This window comes from Pirellulales bacterium (assembly GCA_033762255.1).
Classification (GTDB): Bacteria; Planctomycetota; Planctomycetia; order Pirellulales; family JALHPA01; genus JANRLT01.
Window position 1 is genome coordinate 1 of sequence record JANRLT010000007.1, and the last position, 23,258, is coordinate 23,258.

Annotated in this window: 17 protein-coding genes and 1 pseudogene; 14 read left to right on the forward strand and 4 right to left on the reverse strand. The window is 57.7% G+C overall.

The window, feature by feature from the left end; all coding sequences use genetic code 11:
* Positions 1-699: pseudogene (locus SFX18_01200) on the forward strand (IS3 family transposase).
* A gap of 525 nt (positions 700-1,224) precedes the next feature.
* On the forward strand, positions 1,225-1,899 hold the full coding sequence (locus SFX18_01205) for an SDR family oxidoreductase (protein ID MDX1961736.1): 675 nt from the start codon (positions 1,225-1,227) through the stop codon (positions 1,897-1,899).
* A gap of 407 nt (positions 1,900-2,306) precedes the next feature.
* Here the strand turns inward: SFX18_01205 and SFX18_01210 are convergent, their stop codons facing one another.
* Entirely contained in the window at positions 2,307-5,615 is a 3,309-nt protein-coding gene (locus SFX18_01210) for an MMPL family transporter (protein ID MDX1961737.1), read from the reverse strand.
* A 312-nt stretch (positions 5,616-5,927) separates the two neighbouring features.
* Here SFX18_01210 and SFX18_01215 point away from each other — a divergent pair, with 312 nt between their 5' ends.
* Both SFX18_01215 and SFX18_01220 read left to right on the forward strand, forming a co-directional pair.
* Positions 5,928-6,092 (forward strand): hypothetical protein, encoded by a 165-nt coding sequence (locus tag SFX18_01215; protein ID MDX1961738.1) that lies wholly within the window; start codon positions 5,928-5,930, stop codon positions 6,090-6,092.
* A 264-nt stretch (positions 6,093-6,356) separates the two neighbouring features.
* Positions 6,357-7,967 carry a sulfatase gene (locus SFX18_01220; protein MDX1961739.1) on the forward strand — a complete coding sequence of 537 codons (1,611 nt, stop codon included), beginning with the start codon at positions 6,357-6,359 and terminating at the stop codon, positions 7,965-7,967.
* A gap of 179 nt (positions 7,968-8,146) precedes the next feature.
* Here the strand turns inward: SFX18_01220 and SFX18_01225 are convergent, their stop codons facing one another.
* Entirely contained in the window at positions 8,147-8,599 is a 453-nt protein-coding gene (locus SFX18_01225) for a response regulator (protein MDX1961740.1), read from the reverse strand.
* 60 nt (positions 8,600-8,659) lie between these two features.
* Here SFX18_01225 and SFX18_01230 point away from each other — a divergent pair, with 60 nt between their 5' ends.
* A complete protein-coding gene (locus tag SFX18_01230) occupies positions 8,660-8,851 on the forward strand; it encodes a hypothetical protein (protein ID MDX1961741.1) in 192 nt (63 codons plus the stop codon).
* 116 nt (positions 8,852-8,967) lie between these two features.
* Here the strand turns inward: SFX18_01230 and SFX18_01235 are convergent, their stop codons facing one another.
* On the reverse strand, positions 8,968-9,423 hold the full coding sequence (locus SFX18_01235; GenBank protein ID MDX1961742.1) for a ferritin-like domain-containing protein: 456 nt from the start codon (positions 9,421-9,423) through the stop codon (positions 8,968-8,970).
* A 52-nt stretch (positions 9,424-9,475) separates the two neighbouring features.
* Positions 9,476-10,549, reverse strand: coding sequence for a HEAT repeat domain-containing protein (locus SFX18_01240; protein ID MDX1961743.1), 1,074 nt, complete (start codon positions 10,547-10,549; stop codon positions 9,476-9,478).
* 258 nt (positions 10,550-10,807) lie between these two features.
* On the opposite strand from SFX18_01240, the gene SFX18_01245 reads away from it, so the two are divergent.
* The 9 genes from SFX18_01245 (at position 10,808) to ndk (ending at position 22,848) form a co-directional block, all read left to right on the forward strand.
* On the forward strand, positions 10,808-11,620 hold the full coding sequence (locus SFX18_01245) for a hypothetical protein (protein ID MDX1961744.1): 813 nt from the start codon (positions 10,808-10,810) through the stop codon (positions 11,618-11,620).
* 435 nt (positions 11,621-12,055) lie between these two features.
* Complete coding sequence (locus SFX18_01250) at positions 12,056-13,477, forward strand: class II fumarate hydratase (GenBank protein ID MDX1961745.1); 1,422 nt, start codon at positions 12,056-12,058, stop codon at positions 13,475-13,477.
* A gap of 86 nt (positions 13,478-13,563) precedes the next feature.
* Entirely contained in the window at positions 13,564-14,598 is a 1,035-nt protein-coding gene (gene ruvB, locus SFX18_01255; protein MDX1961746.1) for a Holliday junction branch migration DNA helicase RuvB, read from the forward strand.
* A gap of 72 nt (positions 14,599-14,670) precedes the next feature.
* Entirely contained in the window at positions 14,671-15,240 is a 570-nt protein-coding gene (locus tag SFX18_01260) for a hypothetical protein (GenBank protein ID MDX1961747.1), read from the forward strand.
* 145 nt (positions 15,241-15,385) lie between these two features.
* Positions 15,386-17,215 (forward strand): Hsp70 family protein, encoded by a 1,830-nt coding sequence (locus tag SFX18_01265; protein ID MDX1961748.1) that lies wholly within the window; start codon positions 15,386-15,388, stop codon positions 17,213-17,215.
* A gap of 75 nt (positions 17,216-17,290) precedes the next feature.
* Complete coding sequence (locus SFX18_01270; GenBank protein MDX1961749.1) at positions 17,291-18,901, forward strand: hypothetical protein; 1,611 nt, start codon at positions 17,291-17,293, stop codon at positions 18,899-18,901.
* Positions 18,902-19,176: 275 nt separating this feature from the next.
* Positions 19,177-20,835, forward strand: coding sequence for a hypothetical protein (locus SFX18_01275; GenBank protein MDX1961750.1), 1,659 nt, complete (start codon positions 19,177-19,179; stop codon positions 20,833-20,835).
* A 102-nt stretch (positions 20,836-20,937) separates the two neighbouring features.
* Positions 20,938-22,242 carry a polysaccharide biosynthesis/export family protein gene (locus SFX18_01280; GenBank protein ID MDX1961751.1) on the forward strand — a complete coding sequence of 435 codons (1,305 nt, stop codon included), beginning with the start codon at positions 20,938-20,940 and terminating at the stop codon, positions 22,240-22,242.
* Positions 22,243-22,386: 144 nt separating this feature from the next.
* Positions 22,387-22,848, forward strand: coding sequence for a nucleoside-diphosphate kinase (gene ndk / locus SFX18_01285; GenBank protein MDX1961752.1), 462 nt, complete (start codon positions 22,387-22,389; stop codon positions 22,846-22,848).
* Positions 22,849-23,258: the final 410 nt, after the last annotated feature.

Genomic DNA, 23,258 nt, shown 5'->3' on the forward strand with positions numbered 1-23,258 from the left:
GCGACCGAGACGCCCGAGAACCTCGCGCTGATGCGCCGGATCGACGAGCAATACCTGCGGACCCCGTTTTATGGCAGTCGCCGCATGGCGATTGAATTAGACGTGAATCGCAAACACGCGCAGCGGTTAATGCGGGTGATGGGCTTGGCCGGTCAAGCGCCCGGACGCCGTACCACGGTCCCGCAACCGGGGCACAAGATTTACCCCTACCTGCTACGAAATGTGGAGATTTTGCGCCCCAATCACGTGTGGAGCACCGACATCACCTACGTGCCGCTGAGCGATGGGTTTATGTATTTGACCGCCGTGATCGATTGGTTCAGCCGCCAGGTGTTGAGCTGGCGATTGTCAAACACGCTGGCGGAAACGTTTTGTTGCGAGGCACTCGACGAGGCCCTGGAGAACTTTCGCCCACCAGAGATTTTTAATACCGATCAAGGTTCCCAATTCACGAGCCTGGCCTTCACGAGCCGATTAACAAAAGCCAAGATCGCGATCAGTATGACCCGCAAGCGGGTACCCCGTCGTGGGCGGGCCTTGGATAACGTGTTCATCGAGCGCCTGTGGCGAAGTGTGAAGTACGAAGACATTTACTTGCGTTGTTATGCTTCGCCACTGGCATTGGAACGCGGCTTGACCGCCTACTTTGAGTTTTACAATTACGAGCGCCCGCATCAGGCACTCAACTATCGGACGCCGTGGGTCGTGCATCAAGCGGCATGAGCGAGAATCTCCCGGGCAGGCACGTTGCCAGGAGTGATGTCATGCACCAGGAACGGTTGAATGAACGCTACCGGCAAGCAGTGAGAAAGAACTCGACAAGATGGCAGGTTGGCTGACCTACGCGGCCCAGGCAGGCTGCAAAGACTGGGTAATTTTTTGCTTCCCCCCGCGGGGGGAAGCAAAAAATTACAACATTTACCAAGCGCAAAGTGGTCCAGCGCTTGGGGTCCACTACACATTTGGCACTAAAAAAGTCGAATAAATTTTATTTTAACACGACGCTCACGTGATAGCTATGTTTTTAACACAAATATCCAAAATCAATGTTACAGTAACGCGGATGTTGCGGGTTATACGTTAACCTAATCAGTAAAAATCCGCTGTTACATTAAGTAGCCATCAGTGGAATCAAAAGTGAGTACAATAATTAGTTACCGATTCAATCTGATGATTACGGTGGCGCCCACAATCCACACTAATTTTTAATTCAAACTGCCCCCCATGCGTATCCTCATTACTGGTTGTTCGCGCGGCCTCGGCCGGGCGTTGCTCGAACCGTTTATTTCCTTGGGACACACCGTCGCGGGTTGCGCGCGGGACGAGGGAGTCATCGCCCAGTTGACCCGGCAATATCCCGCCCCGCATCTATTCGCCGCTGTGGATGTCACGTCCGACGCCGCAGTGGCCGCATTTGCCCGGCAAGTGCTGGACGCCGGTCCCGTGGACTTGCTCATCAATAACGCGGCCCTGATGAACACGCCGGCGAGCTTGTGGGAGGTCTCCGCCGGGGAGTTTGACACCCTGATGGCGGTTAACGTCAACGGCGTTGCCAACGTGATCCGCCATGTGGTTCCCGCCATGGTTGCCCGCCAGTCGGGCGTGATTGTCAACCTTAGCTCTGGCTGGGGACGCGGCGTTTCCCCCCGTGTCGCGCCGTACTGCGCCAGTAAATACGCCATCGAGGGGCTAACCGCCGCCCTGGCGCTGGAACTTCCCCGCGGCATGGCCGCCGTCCCGCTCAACCCGGGCGTGATCCACACCGACATGCTCCGCCAAGCTTGGGCGGACGACGCCGCCCGTTATCCATCCCCGGACAATTGGGCGGCGCGGGCGGTGCCATTTTTACTACAGTTGGGGGCAAAAGATAACGGCCAACCGCTAAGCGTGCCGGGGTAAGAGGCGGGAGGCGGGAGATGGGAGGCGAGAGACGGGAGACGAGAGGCGAGAGACGGGAGGCGGGAGGAGAGAGGAGAGAGGCGGGAATGAGCCTTAGCGAGAACCTCGTGAGTGAAGTTAGAAGTACGCACGATGAAGGCGGAATTGCTGCAATCCCATTCATCATTCTGCATTCTTCCTTCTAACTTTGATTCGGGGGATGAGCCTTAGCGAGAACCCCGGAGGGATAGTGGATAGGCAAGCGCAGAATTATTGCAAATCAGTCGTTAAATCATTTATTCCGTGAATCAGACGCCCTGGAGCTGATTTGGGAAAGTGAAGCGACCGGCCTGTAGACTCCTTGTGTCACGCCAATGTTTTTGCGACAGTTGGGAAAACAATGCTTCCTACGACCGCATCATTCCCCGTTATCTCTTTTCCAATGCGCGGCGCAGACGCTCGGACTGCAAATGCGGCAGCGGGATCGTCGGTTGGGCGTCGTCCCGGCTGTGATTACTGGAAAACGGCAGGGGCATGATGTGCGGCTCGGAGATCGAAGGCCCGGTGATGTGCGGCTCCGCCGAGGAATGCTGGTCGTGATAATCCGTTCCCAAAGGAAAAAACAGCGGCAGGTCAACTTCCGGAGCGGGATCGCTAATCCCTGGTCCAGGAATGGCCTCGGCCACGGGCAAAAAGATTGTCTCCTCGGACGGGTTGTTTGTCATTTCGGCATCAGCATGGCGCGCTGGCCGCCGGTTCGCCTTGCGCAGGATCCCCCAGGCAAAGATCGCCCCTCCCGGACCGGCCAAGATCGCCGGTAACAATACCAAATTTCCCACGAGCGCCACGGTCAGCATCGAAACCATCATCAGGCCAAAGTTTCTCGTGGGCATAAACGGGCTGAGCGAAAACGCCGCCAGGCCAATGCCGATCACCCCCCAGCTTTGGTACATGGCGCGGGCACAGCCGCGATAGGCCAGCTCCGTCGCTTCCTTGCGGTTCATTCCCTCCAGGGTTCCCTTGCGAAACCACAACATAAAGTGAACCACATCGTCCACGGTCACCCCCAGCGCGACCGCGGGCGCTAGCACAAAACCGATATCGATAAACATATTTCCCCAGCCATTGCCCGAGAGAATGGCATGCATCCAGCCCATGCCGCCAAACACCAAGACGGCGGGAAAAGCGCTGGGGAGCAGCAGCACCATTCCCGCCGACCAATCGCGGCAGACTAACATCATCACGATGACAATCAACGCAAAATCGGTGACAAATCCAAAGAGCATCCCTCCCACCAGGGAATGTTGCGCCTTGTATACCAGCGGGACCACCCCCGTGTATTGCACATACACCCCCGCGCGCAGGCTGCGGTTGTCTGCCCAGGCAGGCAGCGTGGTGGCCAGCGCCTCGTTTAGCTCCGATGTCCGCAGGCGGGCTTGGGCGGCGGCCAGGCGCGATTGCAGTTCGGCGATTTCGCCGCTATCGGCCCGCTCTAGCTTTTCCATCAGGCTGGCAACTTCGTCCTCTTGTTTGCCAATGAGATACCCGCTGACCACCGGCTCGACATGGCTCTTTAAGTCCGTGATAAACCGGGCGTAATCCACGTTTTTTAGCGCGCTCACCCGGGCGCTGATTCGCCAGATTTCCTCTTGTGCCCCGGGGTTGTCGGGGGCCGGCACATCGCGCAAAAAATCCCCCGTCAAAAGTTCCGGGCGGTGTTTCAGCAGCAGTTTGTTTAGGAACGACTCTTTGAACTCCGTTCCGCCAAAGCGCGGCGTCGGCAAGTCCTCCAGATTTTGCATAAAAGTCAGCGTGGTGATCGTACTGCCGACTTCGGGAATTTCCTCGATACTCGCGCGGATGCAATCAACCAGTTCCAGCCGATCATAAAACCGCAGGTCGGCGGTCTCCTCGTCGGTCGGCTTGGGCAAGCGTAACACCACTTCCATCGGCACTAGGGGACCTAGGCGCTCTTCCAACCAACGGTAATCGGCCAGCAGCCGTTCTCGCGGGGAAAGCAACCGCATCAACTGGACCGACGTCTGCGCGTACACCATGCCATAACCCACCACGCCCATGACTAGCAGGCACGTCGCGGCGGCGATGCCGTGATGAGTCAGAATCCACTGTCCCGCGCGCCAGAAAAAGCCATCCTCGCGCAGGTGGGTGTGCGTGGCGGTCACGGGCAGGGGAGCCGGGGTGGGTCGGGCCACATCGGGCTGCCACAATTCCAGTAGCGCGGGAATATAAAACACCAGCAGCAAGCCGCTTACCACCACTCCGATGGCCGAATAAAGCCCAAAGTAGTAAATCGGCACCAATTCCGTCAGGCAAAGCGTGGCCAGGCCGACGGCGGTGGTCCCGGTGGCCAGGGCCAGCGGCAGAGCCGCGTGTTTGAGCGCGGCGGTCCCGGCCCCCGCGCGGGGATGCCCCTCCAGCAATAAATCGCGGTAATAATTTGACAGATGGATCGCGCCCGAGGTCGTGGCCACATAGACCAAGGAAGGCATGGTAAACAGAATCGCGTCCACCGGCGCGCCGGTCCACCAGACCAGACTGAGGCTCAGGATCGAACTATAAATCCCCGCCGATATCACAATCAGCACCAGCTTCCAACTGCGCAAGCTAAACCACGACACAATAAAGCCGATCCCCACCGCCAGGCCCGCTAGCGTGTTCAGGCTTTTATTGCCCGCTTCGTCAATGGTGACATTGTCCGCCGGGGGCCCGCCAATATGCAGCGCTTGTTCCGGAATGCAGCAATCCTCGATCGCGATGCGGCGCAATTCCTCTAACGCCCCTTTTTTGTCCAGCAGTCCTTTTTCCGAAAGTGTCACCACCACGCAGGTTTGCCGCTCATCCAAGGGGATTTCTTGGTAATCTCCCTCCTCCAGCGGACGCAGCGACTCCGGGTCCAGGGGCTCCCCGTCGGGTGAATACTTGTGGACAAACCGATTGCCGCTAGTCTTGTGCCGGGGGCCAAACAGCAAACCCGTCAGCTTGGCGGCGGCGGTTTCCTCGTCCAGGCCCACATTCCGCGCGAGAAGCTGGCCCAATGCCCGCGGTCCGCTGAGAACGTGCTTAAAATAGCGCGCCTGGTCCCGCACGATCGTCGCCAGGGCCAGTTCGGTATTGGGCTGGCTGGGGTCGCCAACATCTTCCGCCAACGCAAAGACATACGCGTATTCGCGAATGGGTATCCCCGCGGTGGCGGCAGCGGCCAAAAGCTGCTCCGGCGGCACCGTGCGGGCCAGTTCTTGCAATTGGGTTTGATATTCCGGGGGGACTTGCGCCACCCAGGGGGTAAATGTCAGCAGGGGGAGAGGTTCGCTCGCGGGGGAATCGGGAGAGTTGGCTGCGGCTGTCTGGGCGTGATCCCGCTGTTGCCGGGCGGCGATAGCCAGTTTAGCCTCGTCAAAATCCTCGATCCGTTGGGGTTCACTTTCGCCCCGATACAGAATTTCCATCGGCGGCAGCAGTTTTAGTTCCAGGTCGCGCAAGCGGGGGGATTTGCGGGTGCAACCCTCCCAACTGACCAAGAGGAACTCCTCACCGGTGAATTGCTTGCGAAATTCGGCATAGACCTGGGTTTCTTCGTATTGCTGGGGAATCCAGTTGCGCACGTCGTTTTTATTGGCTTGCTTGGCGCGGATAGAGCCAATCGCCGCAAACGGCAACAAAAAGACCGCAACGGCCAAGATCCACAAGCTATAGCGGGAAAGAAAGGATCCATCCATGAAAGGGCATCCTGGGGGATGTGGGGCGGCGTTGCCGGCGGGATAATGCTAGCAGCACGGCGTGCGGGGGGCGGTCTCCTCCGTGAAACCGCGGGGCGTGTCATCTCTGGTTATCGACCGGCATACCGCCCGCCTGAGCAAAAGTCGGCACAAGCCGCAAAGTTTGCCAACTTAGTGGCAAAAATAAATGCTTATGATTCCTATGTCATTTTGGGAGCAATTCGACAAAATTGTTCGCTACTGCGTTTAGATGCGCGTTTAAACGAATTTGCGACAGCAGCGGGTGTTCACGTGGGGGAGCTTACCTAAGCCATGCAAACTGTCAGCGAAGCCCAGCAAAATTTGGCGTCATTGCTCGAACAATCGCAACTTCTTGGCGGCTTGCAAGTCCAACACAGCAACGGCCAGATGCTTATTCTGCTTCCCGAATCTTGCAAGCCCTCTCCCTTGGATGTGGCCGGCGTGGAATTGGGCTAAAGCGCAGCGGAAACTATTGAACTTATTCACATAGGGCGGAAAATTTCTTTACAAAAACGAGTGCTTTGTCAACGATTCGTTGCGGATGAGCCGTAGGGCGCTAGCCCACGGTTGGAATGGCAAAAACCGTGGGCTAGCGCCCAGCGGCTGATTTGTCTAACTCAAATTTTTAACTGTGACAAAGCCCTAGGAAGTGTTTTATACTGGTTCCTGTCCACCAGGATTGCGGCTCTTTACAATTATCTTCTTTTACCCTGGTCCCGTATGCAACCCAGACTCAGTTTGTTTACCGCCATTTGGTGCGCGTTGCCAGCTGTATTGACCGCGGCGGAGGGCACCCCCTCCCGGCCAAATATCTTGTTTATTTTTTCCGACGACCACGCGCGGCATGCCATTTCCGCCTATGGGTCCCGGGTCAATCAAACGCCCCATCTGGACCGGCTGGCAAACGGTGGCGCGCGGTTCGCCAACAGCTTTGTTACTAACTCCATCTGCACGCCCAGCCGCGCGACGCTGCTGACCGGGCAATATTCGCACCGCAATGGCGTGCCGGTCTTTAACCGCTTTGACGCCAGCCGCGACCATGTGGCCCGTCATCTGCAGGCCGGGGGTTACCATACCGGCATGATCGGCAAGTGGCATCTGGGAAGCGACCCCACCGGGTTTGACCGCTGGATTGTGCTTCCCGGGCAGGGGGCGTACTGGAATCCGCAGTTTCTGCTGCCGGGAAAAAAGAAGCTCACCCTCACCGGGCATTGCACCGACATCACGACGGAATTGGGGATCGAGTGGCTCAAAACGCGGCCGGCGGATCAGCCATTCTTTTTGATGCTGCATCACAAGGCGCCGCATCGCGCTTGGCAACCGGCCACCCGGCATATCGAAATGTTTCGGGACAAAGTGATCCCCGAACCCGCGACCCTCTGGGATGATTACGCCACGCGCCCCGCGGCGCTGCCAAGCAACGAACAAACCGTGGCCCGCGACCTGACCCGCCACGATCTTAAACTTATCCCTCCGGCCGAACTACAAGGCCCAGCGCTGCAAGACTGGCTGCATCAGTCGCCAACCGAACTTGAGGTGGACGGCAAACTGCTGACCGGCCAGGATTTGACGCGGTGGAAATACCAAAAATACATGCGCGATTATCTGGGCTGCGTCCAAGGGGTGGACGACAGCGTGGGCCAGATTCTCGATTATCTGGACAAATCCGGTCTGGCCGAAAACACTATCGTGATCTACTCCGCCGACAACGGCTGGTATTTGGGGGATTTGGGCCTGTACGACAAGCGATTTATGTACGAGCCGGGCTTGAATGTCCCGCTGCTCGCCCGCGGCCCCGGCGTAAAAGCTGGGATCGTCCCCGATCAGTTCGTGCTGAATATCGACCTGGCGCCGACATTTCTGGACTTGGCCGGGTTGCCGGTGCCGCCGTCCATGCAAGGGCGGTCCATTGCTCCGCTGCTACGCGGTGAATCGCCGCGGGACTGGCGCGCTAGCATGTATTACCGCTACTACCACGACCCCGGGCATCACAACACCAAGGCGCACCTGGGCGTGCGCACAGCCACACACAAACTCATCCATTATTGGAAGCAAAACGCGTATGAGTTGTTCGACCTGACGGCCGATCCGCACGAGCAGCGTAATTTATTGCATGCCGCGAGCGACGCGCAAAACCCGGCCATCGCCGCCAAGTTCGCCGAACTAAAGGACGAACTGGCCCGCCTGCAGCGGCAGTATCAGGACGAAGACGACCTGTACGCCGATCCAGCCACCTGGCCCGACGGTAACGTCGATGGTCCCTGGAATACCTACCAGCCGCAAGGTGTCAAAACCGTGAGCGCGGCGATCCGGGGCGCGGCGGAAGAGTAGGGGGGAGGCAGTTACCAGCTGTAGTAAAAGCGCGGCAAGTGGTTCGTCATTAATACTCAATCGCTAGTGCGTATATCAGAAGCAAGTTCCCAGGGAACAGACAGCTACCATCTGTTACCCTAACATAGCTCTTGGCACAAAATCAAACCTTTTCGGTGGGTAATAAATTGTAGTTTTCTCTACCGCCGACCCACCGCGCTGACCAGATGCGGCATCCAGAGCGCCTTATCGACTAACTCTAGCAGCACCTGCGGATCAAAGGGTTTGCGCAGATAATACGTTCCCCCCGCCTCGTGCGCGCGGCGGATAATATCGGGAATTTGCGCCCCGGACAGAAAGATCACCGGGATTTGACTAAGGCCCAAATCGCGCTTGATTTGCTCGCACAGGCGCAATCCGCTATCCCCCCCCAGATTGATATCGCTAATGATCAAATCGGGCGCATTGGTGGTGACGCACTGGATCGCGCCCTCCACATCATGGCAACAATGGCACGTGTAATCGGCCAGGGAGAGAACCTTGGCCAGGGCCGCGACCATGTCCGGTTCATCGTCAATAACCAGGATGGACGGTTTGTGCCCGGGGGTAAATTCCGCCAGCTTCCGCCCATGGGGGGGAATGTGCATCCGCATGATGTGACACCAGGGAATGGGAAATCCTTTTCCCCTGGACGTGCGCAAAGCCGGCTCTCCATGACCGTTTTGCCGTACGATCCCCTGCCAGTCAGCGGCGGGGATGACGCCTTCGAAACACAATCCAAAGCGAGCCGTCAGGTCGCGTACTTGGGCAATGATTGCGTGGAAGGGCGAAAAATAACTTGTGTTATAGAATCTATCGAACCGCCGACGACCGGGAGCTTAGCCCGGCCCGCGGCGGCGGATTAAATGATAAAATTGATTGCCCCGGAATATTCCGCATAAAGCGGGAGGCGGGCGATGCAGAATGATGAATGTTTTGTATTTCATTCTGCATTCATCATTCTCACTTCTTACTCCCCCTCCTACCCCTGGGTGTATTCCTTTAAAAAGCCGCGGAATTGCGACAAATGTTCCGCTTCGTCGGCCATCAGCCGAACACATAGGTCTTGGGTGATGTAATCTTCACCTTCGCAGGCTTGGATGATTTTTTTGTATTGGGCACAGGCCGCTTCCTCGGCGTTGATGACGGCCTTGATGGCATGGACCACATCGGTCGTGGTGGTACTGGGGGGAATTTGCGAGCCAAATTTCAGCCCGATGGCCCCCTCCACCTGTCCGCCCAACTGCTTGATCCGCGCGCCTAATTGCTGGGCGTGCATAATTTCGGCTGTAACGTCGCCAGCGAGGGATTTTTTGATTTCCTCGGCCCGAACGCCATCCAAATTGATGCTGTAGTTCAGGTAATTCAGGACAGTCTCTAGCTCCATATTATAAGAGGTCTTGAGCATGTCGATGATTTCAGCGGGGGTAGCGGCCATGGTATTTTTCCTGTGTAAAAGGTGGATAATGCAACAACAAGTTTTCCAAAAATCACTTTGCTTCCGCAGGGGCGGCCCGCGGTAAGGCGGCCTGGGTGTCACGGGCAATATCTGCCAATTCCCGGTCCGGGTCGGCGGTCAAACGTTCGATAGCGGCCATTAAATTGGCAGGGGGCTCGGCGGAGTTGGCTTGGCGCAATGCCAACGTGGCCTGCAGGCCGTTCTTGACCACCATCCGACGCAAATCCTCATTACTGGGGGGACTTTGCCAATTATCATTGGCCGGGGGCAATTCATCGACTAACTCCCGCGGTTGAATCTCTAACATTTCCACCAGCACGGGGATCGCCGCCACATCCCCCCGCTTGGCCAGACTGGTGGCTGCGTTAAACCGCACCTGCCAGCTTTTGTCGTACAGCATGCCGGTTAATGTTTGAGCGGCGGCGGGGGAAGAAAATTCACCCAAGACATAGGCCGCCCTGGTCCGGACGCGCAGGTCTTCATTGGCCGCGGCAGTTTGCAACACGCCCAAGATCCGCTCCTGGCGTGGCCAGGGGGCGATCGCCGCGGCGGGAGAATTTGCATTTTTTGCCAATTGTTGTTGGGCTTCGTTGCGAACAATGGTATTGGCCAGGGCCTCGAGCGCGACATTGTGCAGCATGGGGTCTTTTTTGGCGACTGCCGTTTCGGCGGCTTTGATGAGCGCTGGCACCCCCTGATCCACCGTGAACATTCCCAACGCCTGGCACAAAAAGATGCGCAGCTTGGCCGCTTCGCCAGAATTATCCTCGGCGGCGAGGGATGTTTCCAGCACGCCCGCCAGTTCCGCGGCAAATTTCGGGTCGCCCCGAATGATCCCCGCCTGATCCTGGCGCAATTGTTCGGATAAGTTGTACGCCGACTGCCAACGCCCCGCGTTATTCAGCTTCAGCGCCGCCAATTCCGCCTGGGGATTGCTCCCCATGTGGGCCAGCCAATTAAATAACAGCCAAACCAGGACGATAGCCAAGACAATCAACCCCGGAATGACAAACAATTGCACCAAAAAGCCGGTCGTGGGGGCCTGCACCGGCGGCAACGCGCGGTCGGGCGAATAATTACCGGAGGCTTTGGGAAATTCAGTCATGATGGGGGGCGCGGCGGATTTATCAGATTGATACAAATTCTTAGGTATCTTGTTACCATTAGTTTAGGCGGCGGGGGGACAACGTCAACCGTTAATCAAGGAGTTGGGGCGCTTGTCCACCCTTGGCAATCAGATTCATTAACTTTAGGATGAGCCAATGGCACCAACCTCGTGGTTAAAAGGTACCTTCCGTTATTGATATAGGCTCTCAACTGGCTATCTGGCAATAAATTTTTTTGTTATAACCCACCGCGTGGCATGTACTTTTGGGATTTTACATATAACACGCCAGCGGAAAACCTGGCCGCCGATGAAGCGCTTTTACAATCCGCCGAGTCCGCCGCGCTAACTTGGCTCTCTCTGCACGACCAGCTCACCGCGCGGAAATCGTATACAACCGAAACTCTGCGCCTGTGGGAAAGTCCCCGCCCCTGCGTGGTCCTGGGGGCATCATCCAAATTTGCCAGCGAAGCGCGGCTCTCCGCTTGCATAGCGAATGGCGTGCCGATCTTGCGCAGGCCCAGCGGCGGGGCGGCGATTGTCGCGGGGCCGGGATGCCTGATGTACGCGGTGGTGTTAAGCACGCTATGTCGTCCAGAATTACAATCAATCCCCGTTGCCCACCAATATGTGCTAGGCCGGGTCGCGGCGGCGTGCGATGCGGCGCTGGCGGCCAGGACCGGCGGGCAAGAGCTACCGTCAGGCGGGGTGGCGCCGTCGACCGTGAAAATCGAGGGGATTAGCGACCTTACTCTAGTGGGAAAAAAATTTTCGGGCAATTCCCTCCGTTGCCGCCGCACGCACCTGCTTTATCATGGAACGCTGCTCTATGATTTTGATTTGGCACAAATTGCGCGCTATCTGGGCGAGCCTCCCCGCACGCCTGATTACCGCGCGGGGCGCGCGCATGGCGAGTTCGTGACAAATTTACCCACGAACCGAGCGGCGTTGACAGCGGCTCTGCGAAGAGCCTTTGCCGCCGAGACGGAATTAGCAAATCCCCCCCTGGGGCTGATCGAAGAATTGGCGCAAGAAAAATATTCACAAGCGTCCTGGACCGAACGGCTGTAAGACTGTGCAAAATATGAACAGGAAAAAGCAGAGGAAATGATTGTGTTTTGATATTTATCCGCTTCCTCCGTTACTTCCTGTTCAATGCCTTTAGGAATTCATATTAAGCATAAGGAAACGAAGTAAACAAGAAATTGGAGCACTTTGATTATACTAACTTCGCTTCCCGCGTTGACTTTTGTAAAAACTACCTTTTGTTTTAAACAGGAGGTAGCAAAGCGAGCAGAGGAATTTTACGCAGCATTTGCCTTTGCTGACTCCTGTAAAATAAATCCGCTTGCTAATATTTGCACAATAACACCCGTAAAACTTCAAACTGGCGGGAGCCACCACCCTCCCCACCCACACTAAAAAACGGTACGATAGGGGGAATTGGCGGGATATTTTTTTGGGTATGGCACTGTCAGTGCTGGGTCTATCATTGCGGGAGTTGGCATGGCGGATTTTCGGCTGGAACATGATTCCATGGGAGAAGTGCGCGTCCCCGCGCAGGCGTATTATTCGGCCCAGACACAACGCGCGGTCGAAAATTTTCCCATTAGTGGTTGGCCGCTGCTGCCGGAACTCATTCACGCCCTGGGGCTGGTCAAGTATGCCGCGGCCATTGCCAATCGCGACCTGGGCAAGCTGACCGGCACAGGCAAATATCCCCTGACCGACGCGCAGGTCGCCGCGCTGTTGCAGGCCGCCCGCGAAGTGGCCGAGGGAAAATTTGACGAGCACTTTCCCATTGATGTGTTCCAAACCGGTTCTGGCACCTCCAGCAATATGAATGTGAACGAGGTCATCGCCAACCGCGCGATCGAACTGCTGGCGGGGGATCGTCTGGCCGCGGCCAAGCCCGTCCATCCCAATGACCATGTCAACATGGGCCAGTCCACCAATGACATGTTTCCCACGGCCATCCATGTGGCGGTGGCGATGGCGGTCAATACGCATTTGCTTCCCGCGCTCGAGCGGTTTCGCGATGTGCTGGAGGAAAAATCCCAAGCCTGGGATAAAATCATCAAAATTGGACGCACCCATCTGGCCGATGCCACGCCGCTGCGCCTAGGCCAGGAATTTGGTGGATTTGCTCGCCAACTGGATCGGGCGATTCAACTGGCGCATTGGGCTATCGAAAGCGTGGACGAACTGCCCGCGGGGGGGACGGCGGTCGGCACGGGGATCAACACGCATCCAGAATTTGGAACGAGGGTGGCGCAGGTACTGACAGAAGAGACCGGCATCCAATTTCACGAGGCTCTCAATCATTTTGAGGCCAACGCCCAACGTGATGGCCTGGTCGAATGCAGCGGCAATTTGCGCACCATCGCCGTGACGCTGTTTAACATCGCCAACAATATCCGTTGGCTGGGAAGCGGCCCGCGCTGTGGCTTTTATGAGGTCAAACTGCCCGACCGTCAACCCGGTAGCTCCATCATGCCGGGAAAGGTCAACCCCGTCATGTGCGAAAGCCTGATGCAACTCACCGCCTGGGTGATTGGCAATGACGCCACGGTCGCGTTATGCGGCGCGAGTGGGGGGCAATTTCAGTTGAATATCATGATGCCGGTGATGGGGCACGCGGTATTGCAAAGCGCGCTCTTGCTAGCCCGCGGAGTGAACGCCTTTGTTGAGTTTTGTGCCCTGGAAATGGAAGCCAACGAAGAAGCATGCAACGCCAGCGTGGAAAAAAGCCTGTCCATGGTCACCAGCCTCAATCCGCATATCGGTTATGAAAAAGCGGCCAAGCTGGCCAAAGAAGCTTTTGCCAGCGGTAAAACCATCCGCGAACTATGCGTGGAACAGGCTATCCTTCCCCCAGACACGCTGACCGCCGCCCTGGATCCGTGGAGTATGACGGAACCAAAGTAACATTCAACAATGAATAATTCATAATGAACAATTTTTTATTTGCTGCTCATTCTTCATTTTTAATTCTGAATTCTTAATTGTATTCCATGCCCCGCGAGACCCTCCTTACCGCCGCCAAATCCGGTCCCGCCGACGGACCAGAGGTTGACTTGCGCCCCGCGCAACTGGGGGAGATGGTCGGACAACGCGCTGTCTTTGAGCGAATCATGATCGCCGTCGACGCCGCGCGCAAACGGGGTGAAACCTTGGGCCATATCCTATTTGATGGCCCTCCGGGACTAGGTAAGACCACCTTTGCCACCTGCATTCCCCGCGAATTGGGCAAAAGCCTGCAAATTGCCAGCGGGGCCACGCTCATGGCGCCGAAGGATTTGGTTCCCTACTTGACCAACGCCGAAGAGCAGTCCGTCCTGTTTATTGATGAAATTCACCGCATGCCCAAGGCGGTCGAGGAATTTTTGTATCCCGCGATGGAGGACTTTCGAATCGATATCACTCTGGGCGAAGGGATGTCCGCCCGCACGCTGAATATGCCCTTGCGGCCATTCACGCTGATTGGGGCAACCACCCGGACGGGGTTGATATCGGCCCCGCTCCGCGACCGCTTTCATATGCGCGAACATCTGGATTTTTACAGCATTGAGGAACTGGCCGAAATTATCGGCCGCAATGCGCTCAAACTCCGTTTGCCCATCGACACCGCCAGCAAGCTAGAAATCGCCCAGCGCAGCCGCGGAACCCCCCGCTTGGCGAACAATCGTCTTCGCTGGGTGCGCGATTTTGCCACCAGTCGGGCGGACGGCGCGGTCACCCTGGCCGTGACCCGGGAAGCCCTGGCCATGCAGGCGATCGATCTGCTGGGCCTGGATGGCCAGGACCGCAAATACTTAGAGACCTTGGCCCGCGTGTTTCAGGGGGGGCCAGTGGGCGTGGAGGCGCTCGCCCATACAATGAATACCGCGCCGGACACGCTGGCGGACGAGGTGGAGCCATTTTTGCTGCGCAGCGAGTTGGTCATTCGCACGCCCCGGGGGCGCAAACTGACTGACCGGGGATTTACGCACCTGGGGCTTTTACCCCCCGAGAAACCTCCTGAAAGCTCCCAACCGACGTTGTTTTAGCAAAAGTGACGCGGGAAATCGCAGGATGATGAAAGGTAAAAATTGTTTTATTCAAAATTTAATTAACTCTGCATGGCTCTCATTTCCGGCTCAGAATTGATTGGTGCGCGGCTGGTGGGGCGAATGCCGCCATTGCCTTTGGTAGAGCTATGGCTCAAATGCACTTCCCGGATTATCAAGCGGGGTTTTGTGTTGGAGTACCGCGATTTAGAACCTCCCCGCACGGGAATCTTTGACGGATTGCGAATCGTATTAGACCCGGATGTCGATTTTGAAATGCAATGCTTTATTCTGCTGCACCTGTTTGGCCATTCGGTCCAATGGGTGGCCCCGTCGCTGGCGGAGGAATTGACCGACTTGGTCAATACCACGGACAAGGCCCGCTTTATGCGGGTGCTACACAATTATGAGTACACCGCCGCGCGCTTCGGCCTGCAACTACTGCACGAGGCGGGGGTACGGGATTTGGACCAATGGTATAGCGATTTTGTGGCGACGGATTGGCGCTACGTCGAGCGTTATTATCAGACCGATCAGATTCCTCCCTGGTCCGAATGTGTCCAAGAAAACCAACCGCTGATCGAACCACTGGAAATTCCCCCCCTGGTTCAGCGGCAGGTGGAAGTACGGTTTGCGTTTTAGCGCCCTGGCTCTCGACGATCCTGGCCGTTAAGCTCCTATAATTTGCCCCGGGAAAAGCCGCCCCTCTGCAAGCCCGCCCCCCTTTCCGATAAAATGCCGTTATCCGCCATCCCCGGAGACCGGGCAAAAAACCAAAATTCCATTTATGCCTCCGCAATATCTACTGGGAATCGATCTGGGAACCACCAACAGCGTCGTGGCTTATGCCCCGTTGGTCCCCTCGACTGAAAGTATGGCGCCGCGGATAGAGCTCTTGCCGCTGCCGCAGTTTGTCGCGCCTGGTACGGTCGAAAATCGTACCCAATTGCCGTCGTTTTTGTATTTGCCTCCTCCACCGGAACTGCAGTCCGGTCAATGGACACCGCCAGAGTCGCTAGCCATCGCCGATCCTTTCGCGCCGCACGTCGTCGGCGAGGCCGCCCGTCGTCGTAGCGCGGAGGCCCCGGAACGGACCGTGGTGGCGGCCAAAAGCTGGCTCACCCATCACAAGGTGGACCGTCGCGCGCCCATTTTGCCATGGAATTCTCCGTCCGAGATTCCCAAAGTTTCCCCGGTGGCCGCCACTCAGGCCTATTTGGCCCATTTGGCGGCGGCATGGAGGGGGGTATTTCCCACGGCTCCCCTAGCTGAGCAAAGCGTGATCCTCACGGTCCCCGCCAGCTTTGACGCCAGTGCCCGCGAACTCACGCGCGAGGCGGCCCTGGCGGCGGGTTTGCCCGCGGATTTGATTCTCTTGGAAGAACCCCAAGCGGCCGTCTATGCCTGGCTGGCCGAACAAGGTGACCACTGGCGTAAAGTGCTGCGCGTGGGGGATGTCCTTTTGGTTTGTGATGTGGGGGGTGGGACGACCGATCTGACGCTGATCGGTGTGACCGAGGCGCACGGAGAATTAGAGTTACAACGGCTGGCCGTGGGACCGCATTTATTGGTCGGCGGGGACAATATGGACCTGGCCTTGGCCCACTTTGTGGCGGAAAAATTCCGTGAAACCGGGGTCGATCTCGATCCCTGGCAGGCAATTTCACTCTGGCATTCGTGCCGCGCGGCCAAGGAAGAACTCCTTTCGGCCAACGGCCCTCCCGTCCATACCATTGCGGTGCTGGGCCGGGGGAGCCGCTTGATTGGCGGAGCCAAAACGCTGGAAGTTACGCGCGGGGAGCTTTCGGCATTGCTGGTTGAGGGTTTTTTTCCCCGCTGTGCCGCTACCGCCAAACCCCTCAAACGCCGCGGAAGCGGCTTTCAAGAAATTGGCCTCCCCTTTGAGGCGGACACCGCCATCACCCGGCATCTGGCCGCGTTTTTTCAGGCCCAGGGAACCGCCTTTCCCCGCCCTTCGCATGTCCTGTTCAATGGCGGAGTGTTCAAAGCCCAGCCCTTGCGGGGAAGATTATTGGACGTGTTGGGAGAGTGGTTTACCGACGAGGCGACCGAGGCCAAGCGCGCTCCGCCGCAAGAATTGCCTGGGCAGCGAGATTTGGATCACGCGGTGGCGCGCGGGGCTGTGTTGTACGGTTGGAGCAAACAACACGGGGGAGTGCGGATTCGCGGGGGGACGGCCCGTTCCTATTATGTGGGGATCGAAACGACCGGCTTAGCCATTCCCAGCGCGCCCCGTCCCTTGCGGGCGCTTTGTGTTGTCCCCTTTGGCATGGAAGAAGGGACCGCCCGCGGCGTTCCCTCGGGCGAGATCGGCCTTATCGTGGGAGAGCCAGCCCAGTTTCGCTTTTTTAGTTCGCTAGTGCGAAAGCAAGATCAACCGGGGGACTTGCTCTCGCGGTGGAATGAGGAAGAATTGCAAGAAACCGACTCGCTGGAGGCCACGTTGCCCGTGGCCCAGGAAAACCCCGACGATTATGTTCCCGTGACGTTTGAGTCGGTCATCACGGAGTTAGGGGTGTTTGAATTGTGGTGCGTGAGCACGCGGGATGATCGGCGGTGGAAGCTGGAATTTAATGTTCGCGAAAACGCGGAATAAGGGGCGTCGGTGAACGATTGGCAAAGAGGGCAAAATAGTGGAGAATGGGGCACACAAAGGAAATTGAAGATCGACATGCCCCAGAATATTGGTGAGATTTTAGGCCAAGTCGTTGAACGGACATTTAATTTTGTCTCGTCCGATCCCGAAATATTGGCTCAACTACGGCGGATCGCGCAGGCGTTTTTGACAGCGACGGAGGAACAGCTTGCCCCCCGGGCCAATGGCACGCCATTGGCCTCGTCGCTTGTTTCGGATCCCCTGGCGGCCTCCGCGGATGCAGCGACGTCAACGGCGGCACAATCAGCCGTGACGCAGGCCCAGGCGGGAGAAACCGCCCCTACCGACAAGGTGGGTGGCCCTTCTTTGGTGGCAAAACCTCCCGCCAATCCCCCCGTTCCCCTGGCGGAGTTGCCGGAATTGACCCTTGGCCGGTCATCCCAGACAGAACCTGCCCGCCCGGTTTATAACCAGCCCCGGGATATCGGTCCCGAACTATCCCTGATTGAGGCCCGTTGCCGTTTAAAGGCGGAAGCGGCGCGGTGGGCGTTTACCCGGCAACGACTGTTGGGGGAGGGGGCGAATTATGCGACGGATGTCGAACCCAAGAATCGCGAAATTATCGCGCGGGCCAAGGAACTACCCAACTGTTTTTTGTGGATGTGCCATTCTTCGGCCCCCGCTCCGTCCAATATGTCGATGTACGACGAGGTAGCGGGATGTTTTGAGGTGGTGGCGGATGGCTTGGCATTGGTTCAACAGTTAGAGAACGGGGGAGAAACCGACGAGGCGGCGTTGGAGTTGGCATTGGATTTATTGGCCGAGGCTCAATCGGCGTTGCGGGTGGCCATACAAGTGATTGACGGTCCCCCCGATACCGACCAGCGCGAAGTATTTCACTGGCTGCGCGGGGCCGCGACAGCTAAACAAATCTTTTTGCAAAAGTATATGCGGCTGGACGATCCGGCGGATCCGACCCGCTGGCACGACTTGCAAAATCGCATCGGCGCGATCCAGCAGCGAACCGAGCAAAGCAAATCGAGTCGCAATAACTGCAAACGGCTGTTGGGCAAGGTCCGTTATAAGGCGGGTCAAATCCTCAAAAATCCAGCGCAAGCCGCCAAGGAGTGGGAATCGTTGATCGCCACAATCTGCGAGCTGATCCAGGGGGGCTTGGCCCCCAGTAATCGCGACTTGCGGGAATTATTGTTGCCGATTATCGACGAATTGCCCGAAATGGAGACGTACCCCGAGGAACTCTCCCGGGTCCTGGCGGAGATCGACCGCTTTTTGGCGGTTACCCCCCCGCCCGAAACCAGCTCGCCCACCAAACAATCGCCGGAAGTCCAGGAAGTTTCCAGGTTGCTCCAGGGCAAATCGCTGGTACTGATTGGCGGGGATAAACGGCAGGGGGCCTATCAGGCATTGCGGGATGATTTTGGCCTGCGGGAGTTGTTTTGGATCGAGACCCGCGCCCACGAATCGCACGAAAATTTTGAGCCGTACGTCGCCCGGCCCGACGTGGCGGCGGTGCTCTTGGCGATTCGCTGGTCCAGCCATTCCTACGGCGAAGTCAAAAGCTTTTGCGATGATTATGACAAACCGTTGATTCGACTTCCGGCCGGCTACAATACCAATCAGGTTGCCGCGCAAATCATGCAGCAGGCCAGTGGACGCCTGCAATAGCAGCGATTTGCGAATTTGGTAAATTTTAACGCTTGGCGAAACCGCGCCAGCTATAAAAGCCACTTGGCTCGCCCCCTGTTTTGCGGTTATCCGGGGCACCTTGACGGTCTTAACGGCTATCCGGACTCTGCCTCCCCTGGCGCCGCCGCCACCTCGTGGTTTGTGTCAATGCCACCCCCGCGGCGCGACGAAACTGACTTGTGACAGGGTGCTGGCCGCTGTTGGGCGGTCCCGTGCAAACTCTGGCTTGAACGACTGTCACTCACGGATGAGCCATGACAGCCCCCCGCTGGACCAAAATCGGTTTGTTACCGCCGCTGTGCGGTGGACTGCTGTGGTGCGTGGGCTGTGGTGAAGTTCCCCTGGGGGAAACCACGGCGTCTCCCGCCACGCCTGATCAGCCAGCCGTGTATGCAACCACGGAGGCCCCGGTCACGGTCGATGCGGGTTTGCGGGACTTTCTCGACCAGCGTAATCGAGACTTGGCGGGGCATGCAGTGGCGCGGTCCTCTGGCAGGACGATGGTCAGTTTGGCCCCTACTGAATCCGCGACCGACGACCAAAGCGCGTTACAGCTTTTTTCCCCGGATAAGACGCGGTCCCCTGCGGAAGCGTCAAAATCCCCCGGCCCGGCCAGCACCGACGCAACACCCCCCGCCGCACAGTCGGTCATTTTACCCGGTCCCGCGGAATTATCCCCAACGCCGGACCTGACCAAAAAAGGCCTCTCCCGCGAGTCAAATTACCCCCGCATAGCCTGGGGGAATCCCCGTGCGGCGGAAAAAACCCTGGCATCAACCACCATGTCGGATGAGGCCGCTAGCGGAGCAAGCCTAGGTCCAACTCTGACGGAACTACCGGACAAGACATCCAGCCTGGCCGATCCGACGGGACGTTTTGCCGCCGCGTTTGCCACCCAACCCCGTGCGGAACTGTCGGGGGTGGGAACCGCCGAAGAGCAAAAGCTGGCCATCCCCAGCGTGCCGCGCCCTGAATTGCAATCCGCCGTATTGACCGCGCAGGGACATTTGCGCCGCGGAGCGCAACTGGCTGAACGCGGAGCGTACTATAGCGCTCAGCAAGAATTCCTAACCGCGTTGACCATCACGGCCGGGGCCTTGGACGCGCAGCAACGGACGGACGCCCATCAGCGGGCGTTACGGGCGGGCTTGCTGGCCTTGGACGAAGCGCGGGATTTGGCTCCCGGCGAAACGCTCCCGACCGGTCTGGCGGATACCTGCGCCGGTCACCAGACAAAATTGCTTCCCGCCACGGAATTAGCCGCCATTCCCCGCGCGCAGCTCTGGCAGATGTACCTGGATTTTGCCCAGACGCAATTAGGCCTGGCGGGCGGAGATCTCTTGCCCGCGGCGGATGCGCTCTTTGGACTGGGAAAAGTTCAACTGTTGCAGCAAGCGACCCTCCCCACCCCCTCGGCTGCAAACATTGCCAAGGCGACCGTCTATTTTCGCACCGCGCTCGTCATCGAACCGCGACACGCCATGGCCGCCAACGAATTGGGCGTGCTCCTGGCCCGGCAGGGAAATCTGGCCCAGGCCAAGCGGGCCTTGCAAACCAGCGCCTCTATCACTGCGCATCCCCTGACCTGGAAAAATCTGGCTTTGGTGCATAAAAGCCTGGGGGAGACCCAACTAGCGCAATTGGCGGAACGAGAGAGCAAAATTTCCGCCGCCCGCTGGCGGCAATATCCGGATCAGGCCAATCAACTGGCCAATGGAGGCGTGCGGGTGGTGGATCAGCAGACATTTGCCCGCGCGGCACCGCTTAACTATGACGTAAATACGCAACCTTATCCCACCACGGTCATCGCCAATCAACCCGGTCAGCCGGCCTTTTCGCGGACCACCCCGGCCCCCCGCGGTCCCGTTCCACAGGCGAACGCTGGCTGGGGGACCAACGCGATCAAGCGTTAATTACGCTTAGCCTCGCACCGTTAATACCGTCACAGCCCCAGACAACAATTCCTCCCCCACGATTATTCCGCAGGTCGCTATCTGATGCACGCCCCGTCCACCATGTTGCGAAACTGTGTCCTTTACGGAGCGGGCTGCGCCCTTTTAGGCTGCCTGGGCTGGGGAGTCGTGGCGCTATATGCCCAGCAAAACTATACCAGGCAAAATGGCGCGGGTCCGTTGGATGGGGCGGTATATCAGTTGAACAAATCTGACGGCCCGGTGGCGATTCGTTCGCGGGGGGACATTTTCCGCGTCGTTCCGTGCCAGTATCTTTCACCGGCCAATCCCGCGCCGGTTTGCGGCATCGACTGCGCGGCCAATGGCGCGTGCGGTACGTGCCAGACGGGACCTTGTCCCCAGACGCAATGGGGAAAAACCAGCGGATTTACCTGGAAGGATATGCGGCCAATCCCCTTTCAAATTTATGGCCAGGGGGAATACGTGGGGCACGAGCGCACCGCGCATGTCGCCCAATATCGGTTGCGGGTGGATGATCAACTGGCCTGCCTGTACCGACTGACGCGGGAAGAGACCAAGGAACCGTACTTGATCAATGTGGGGGACGAGCTAAAAATCGAATCGTTATCCGACCCCAAATTGGATCGTAATCTGCTGGTCCAGCCCGATGGCACCGTAACGGTGATCCTGCTGGGCCAGGTGCGGGCGACGGGTCTGACCGTGGCGAAACTGCGGGAAAAATTTGAGGATTTGTACAAACAGTATTACAAAGTGCCGGGAATCACGGTCACGCCGCTGCGGGTCAACACCAAATTAGAAGATTTGCGCAATGTGGTGGACAATCGCAACGGCGTGGTGGGGGGGCAATCGGTCCTGGTGCGGGTCAATCCTGAGGGAACCATTGGCCTGCCGGCGATCGGGTCGGTCCTGGCCCAGGGCCTGACGCTGGAAGAACTTAAGCGCGAGATCGATTTGCGATATTCGGCCATGATCAAGGGGATCGAGGTCACCCCCGTCTTGCAACAACGCGCGCCGCGGTATGTGTATGTGCTGGGGGAGGTGCGTAATCCGGGGCGTTACACGCTGGAGGGGCCGACGACGGTAATGCAAACCCTGGCCCTGGCGGGGGGACAAAATGTGGGGGCGAATTTGCGGCAGGTGGTGATTTTTCGACGGGGTGATGACTGGCGGTTGCTGGCCACGATGGTCAATCTGCAAAACGCCGCGCTGCTCGCGCGCGAACCTTGCCCGGCGGGAGAGCTGTGGATTAGCGATTCGGACGTGGTGCTAGTCCCCAAGGGGCCGCTGCTGTTGACGGATGATTATATCAATCTGGTCTTTACACGCGGAATTTACGGCGTGGTTCCCTTCAGCACCAATTACGCATTTAACGTGGCGGGATTCTAGAGCGCGTTTAATTTATCCGCGGCGTCATGCGCCGAGCGACCTCCTTGCCAGGACACTCCGCCAGTGGGTAAAATCGGCGGCGGGTGGCGCTTCTTGTAGAGAGCGCCTGGCGCGGCGGTTCTCTCTTTTTTTGACACACTCGCTATGGAACGCACATTTATTTTGTTCAAACCCGACTGCGTGCAACGACGACTGGTGGGGCGCGTGTTGGGCCGCTTTGAGGATAAAGGCCTGAACGTCATCGCGCTCAAACTCCTACGGGTCACGCCCGACCTGGCCAAGCAACATTACGCCGAGCATGTGCAAAAGCCGTTTTATCCCGCGCTCGAAAAGTTTATCACCGCCAGTCCGGTGATCGCGGCGGTGCTCGAGGGGTTGGAGGCGATACGCGTGGTGCGGGAGATGCTGGGGGCGACCAACGGACTCAAAGCCGCGGCTGGCACGATTCGCGGCGACTTTAGCAGCAGCCGGCAAATGAACCTTGTCCACGCCAGCGACGGACCAGAGGCCGCCGCCCGCGAGATCGGGCTCTATTTTCAACCGGCGGAGCTGATCAGCTACACGGGCACCATCACCCCCTGGCTCCGCGCCGACGACGAAGGCTAAGGCAAGCGACACCAAGGGATTGATCACGGATCAGTGGAGTGCAATTACTGTCACAGGAACTTGCAAAAGAAGCGGGCCGGATACGAGGCTTTCACTCCGCTTCCCCCGCTGCCTGCTGTTCAAATGCAACAGCCAGATTTTACAAAAGTTAACGAAGGGAGCGAAGTGTTACTCAACCTCTTCTTCGTTCCCTTCGGTTCCATTTTTAGAAATAAAGAGAAGCCTGAAATACTTTTTAACAGGAGTTAGCAGAGGAAACGGAGGAAATTCAATTCAGAGTTTAATCCGAGACTCTGCTTCCTCGCTGCCTCCTGTTAAAAAAACAACAGCTAGGTATTACAAAAGTTAACGAAGTTGTGGACAGCTCTCTAACTGCTTCTTCAATCCCTTCGTTTCCTCTTGTTCAAAAT

Coding starts and splice junctions, on each gene's coding strand:
- SFX18_01215 (MDX1961738.1), top strand. CDS start 5,928: ATGCAAACTGTCAGCGAAGCCCAGCAAAATTTGGCGTCATTGCTCGAA.
- ruvB (MDX1961746.1), top strand. CDS start 13,564: ATGCCCCGCGAGACCCTCCTTACCGCCGCCAAATCCGGTCCCGCCGAC.
- SFX18_01275 (MDX1961750.1), top strand. CDS start 19,177: ATGACAGCCCCCCGCTGGACCAAAATCGGTTTGTTACCGCCGCTGTGC.
- SFX18_01235 (MDX1961742.1), bottom strand. CDS start 9,423: ATGGCCGCTACCCCCGCTGAAATCATCGACATGCTCAAGACCTCTTAT.
- SFX18_01245 (MDX1961744.1), top strand. CDS start 10,808: ATGTACTTTTGGGATTTTACATATAACACGCCAGCGGAAAACCTGGCC.
- SFX18_01250 (MDX1961745.1), top strand. CDS start 12,056: ATGGCGGATTTTCGGCTGGAACATGATTCCATGGGAGAAGTGCGCGTC.
- ndk (MDX1961752.1), top strand. CDS start 22,387: ATGGAACGCACATTTATTTTGTTCAAACCCGACTGCGTGCAACGACGA.
- SFX18_01240 (MDX1961743.1), bottom strand. CDS start 10,549: ATGACTGAATTTCCCAAAGCCTCCGGTAATTATTCGCCCGACCGCGCG.
- SFX18_01260 (MDX1961747.1), top strand. CDS start 14,671: ATGGCTCTCATTTCCGGCTCAGAATTGATTGGTGCGCGGCTGGTGGGG.
- SFX18_01230 (MDX1961741.1), top strand. CDS start 8,660: ATGACCGTTTTGCCGTACGATCCCCTGCCAGTCAGCGGCGGGGATGAC.
- SFX18_01205 (MDX1961736.1), top strand. CDS start 1,225: ATGCGTATCCTCATTACTGGTTGTTCGCGCGGCCTCGGCCGGGCGTTG.
- SFX18_01225 (MDX1961740.1), bottom strand. CDS start 8,599: ATGCGGATGCACATTCCCCCCCATGGGCGGAAGCTGGCGGAATTTACC.
- SFX18_01270 (MDX1961749.1), top strand. CDS start 17,291: ATGCCCCAGAATATTGGTGAGATTTTAGGCCAAGTCGTTGAACGGACA.
- SFX18_01220 (MDX1961739.1), top strand. CDS start 6,357: ATGCAACCCAGACTCAGTTTGTTTACCGCCATTTGGTGCGCGTTGCCA.
- SFX18_01265 (MDX1961748.1), top strand. CDS start 15,386: ATGCCTCCGCAATATCTACTGGGAATCGATCTGGGAACCACCAACAGC.
- SFX18_01280 (MDX1961751.1), top strand. CDS start 20,938: ATGTTGCGAAACTGTGTCCTTTACGGAGCGGGCTGCGCCCTTTTAGGC.
- SFX18_01210 (MDX1961737.1), bottom strand. CDS start 5,615: ATGGATGGATCCTTTCTTTCCCGCTATAGCTTGTGGATCTTGGCCGTT.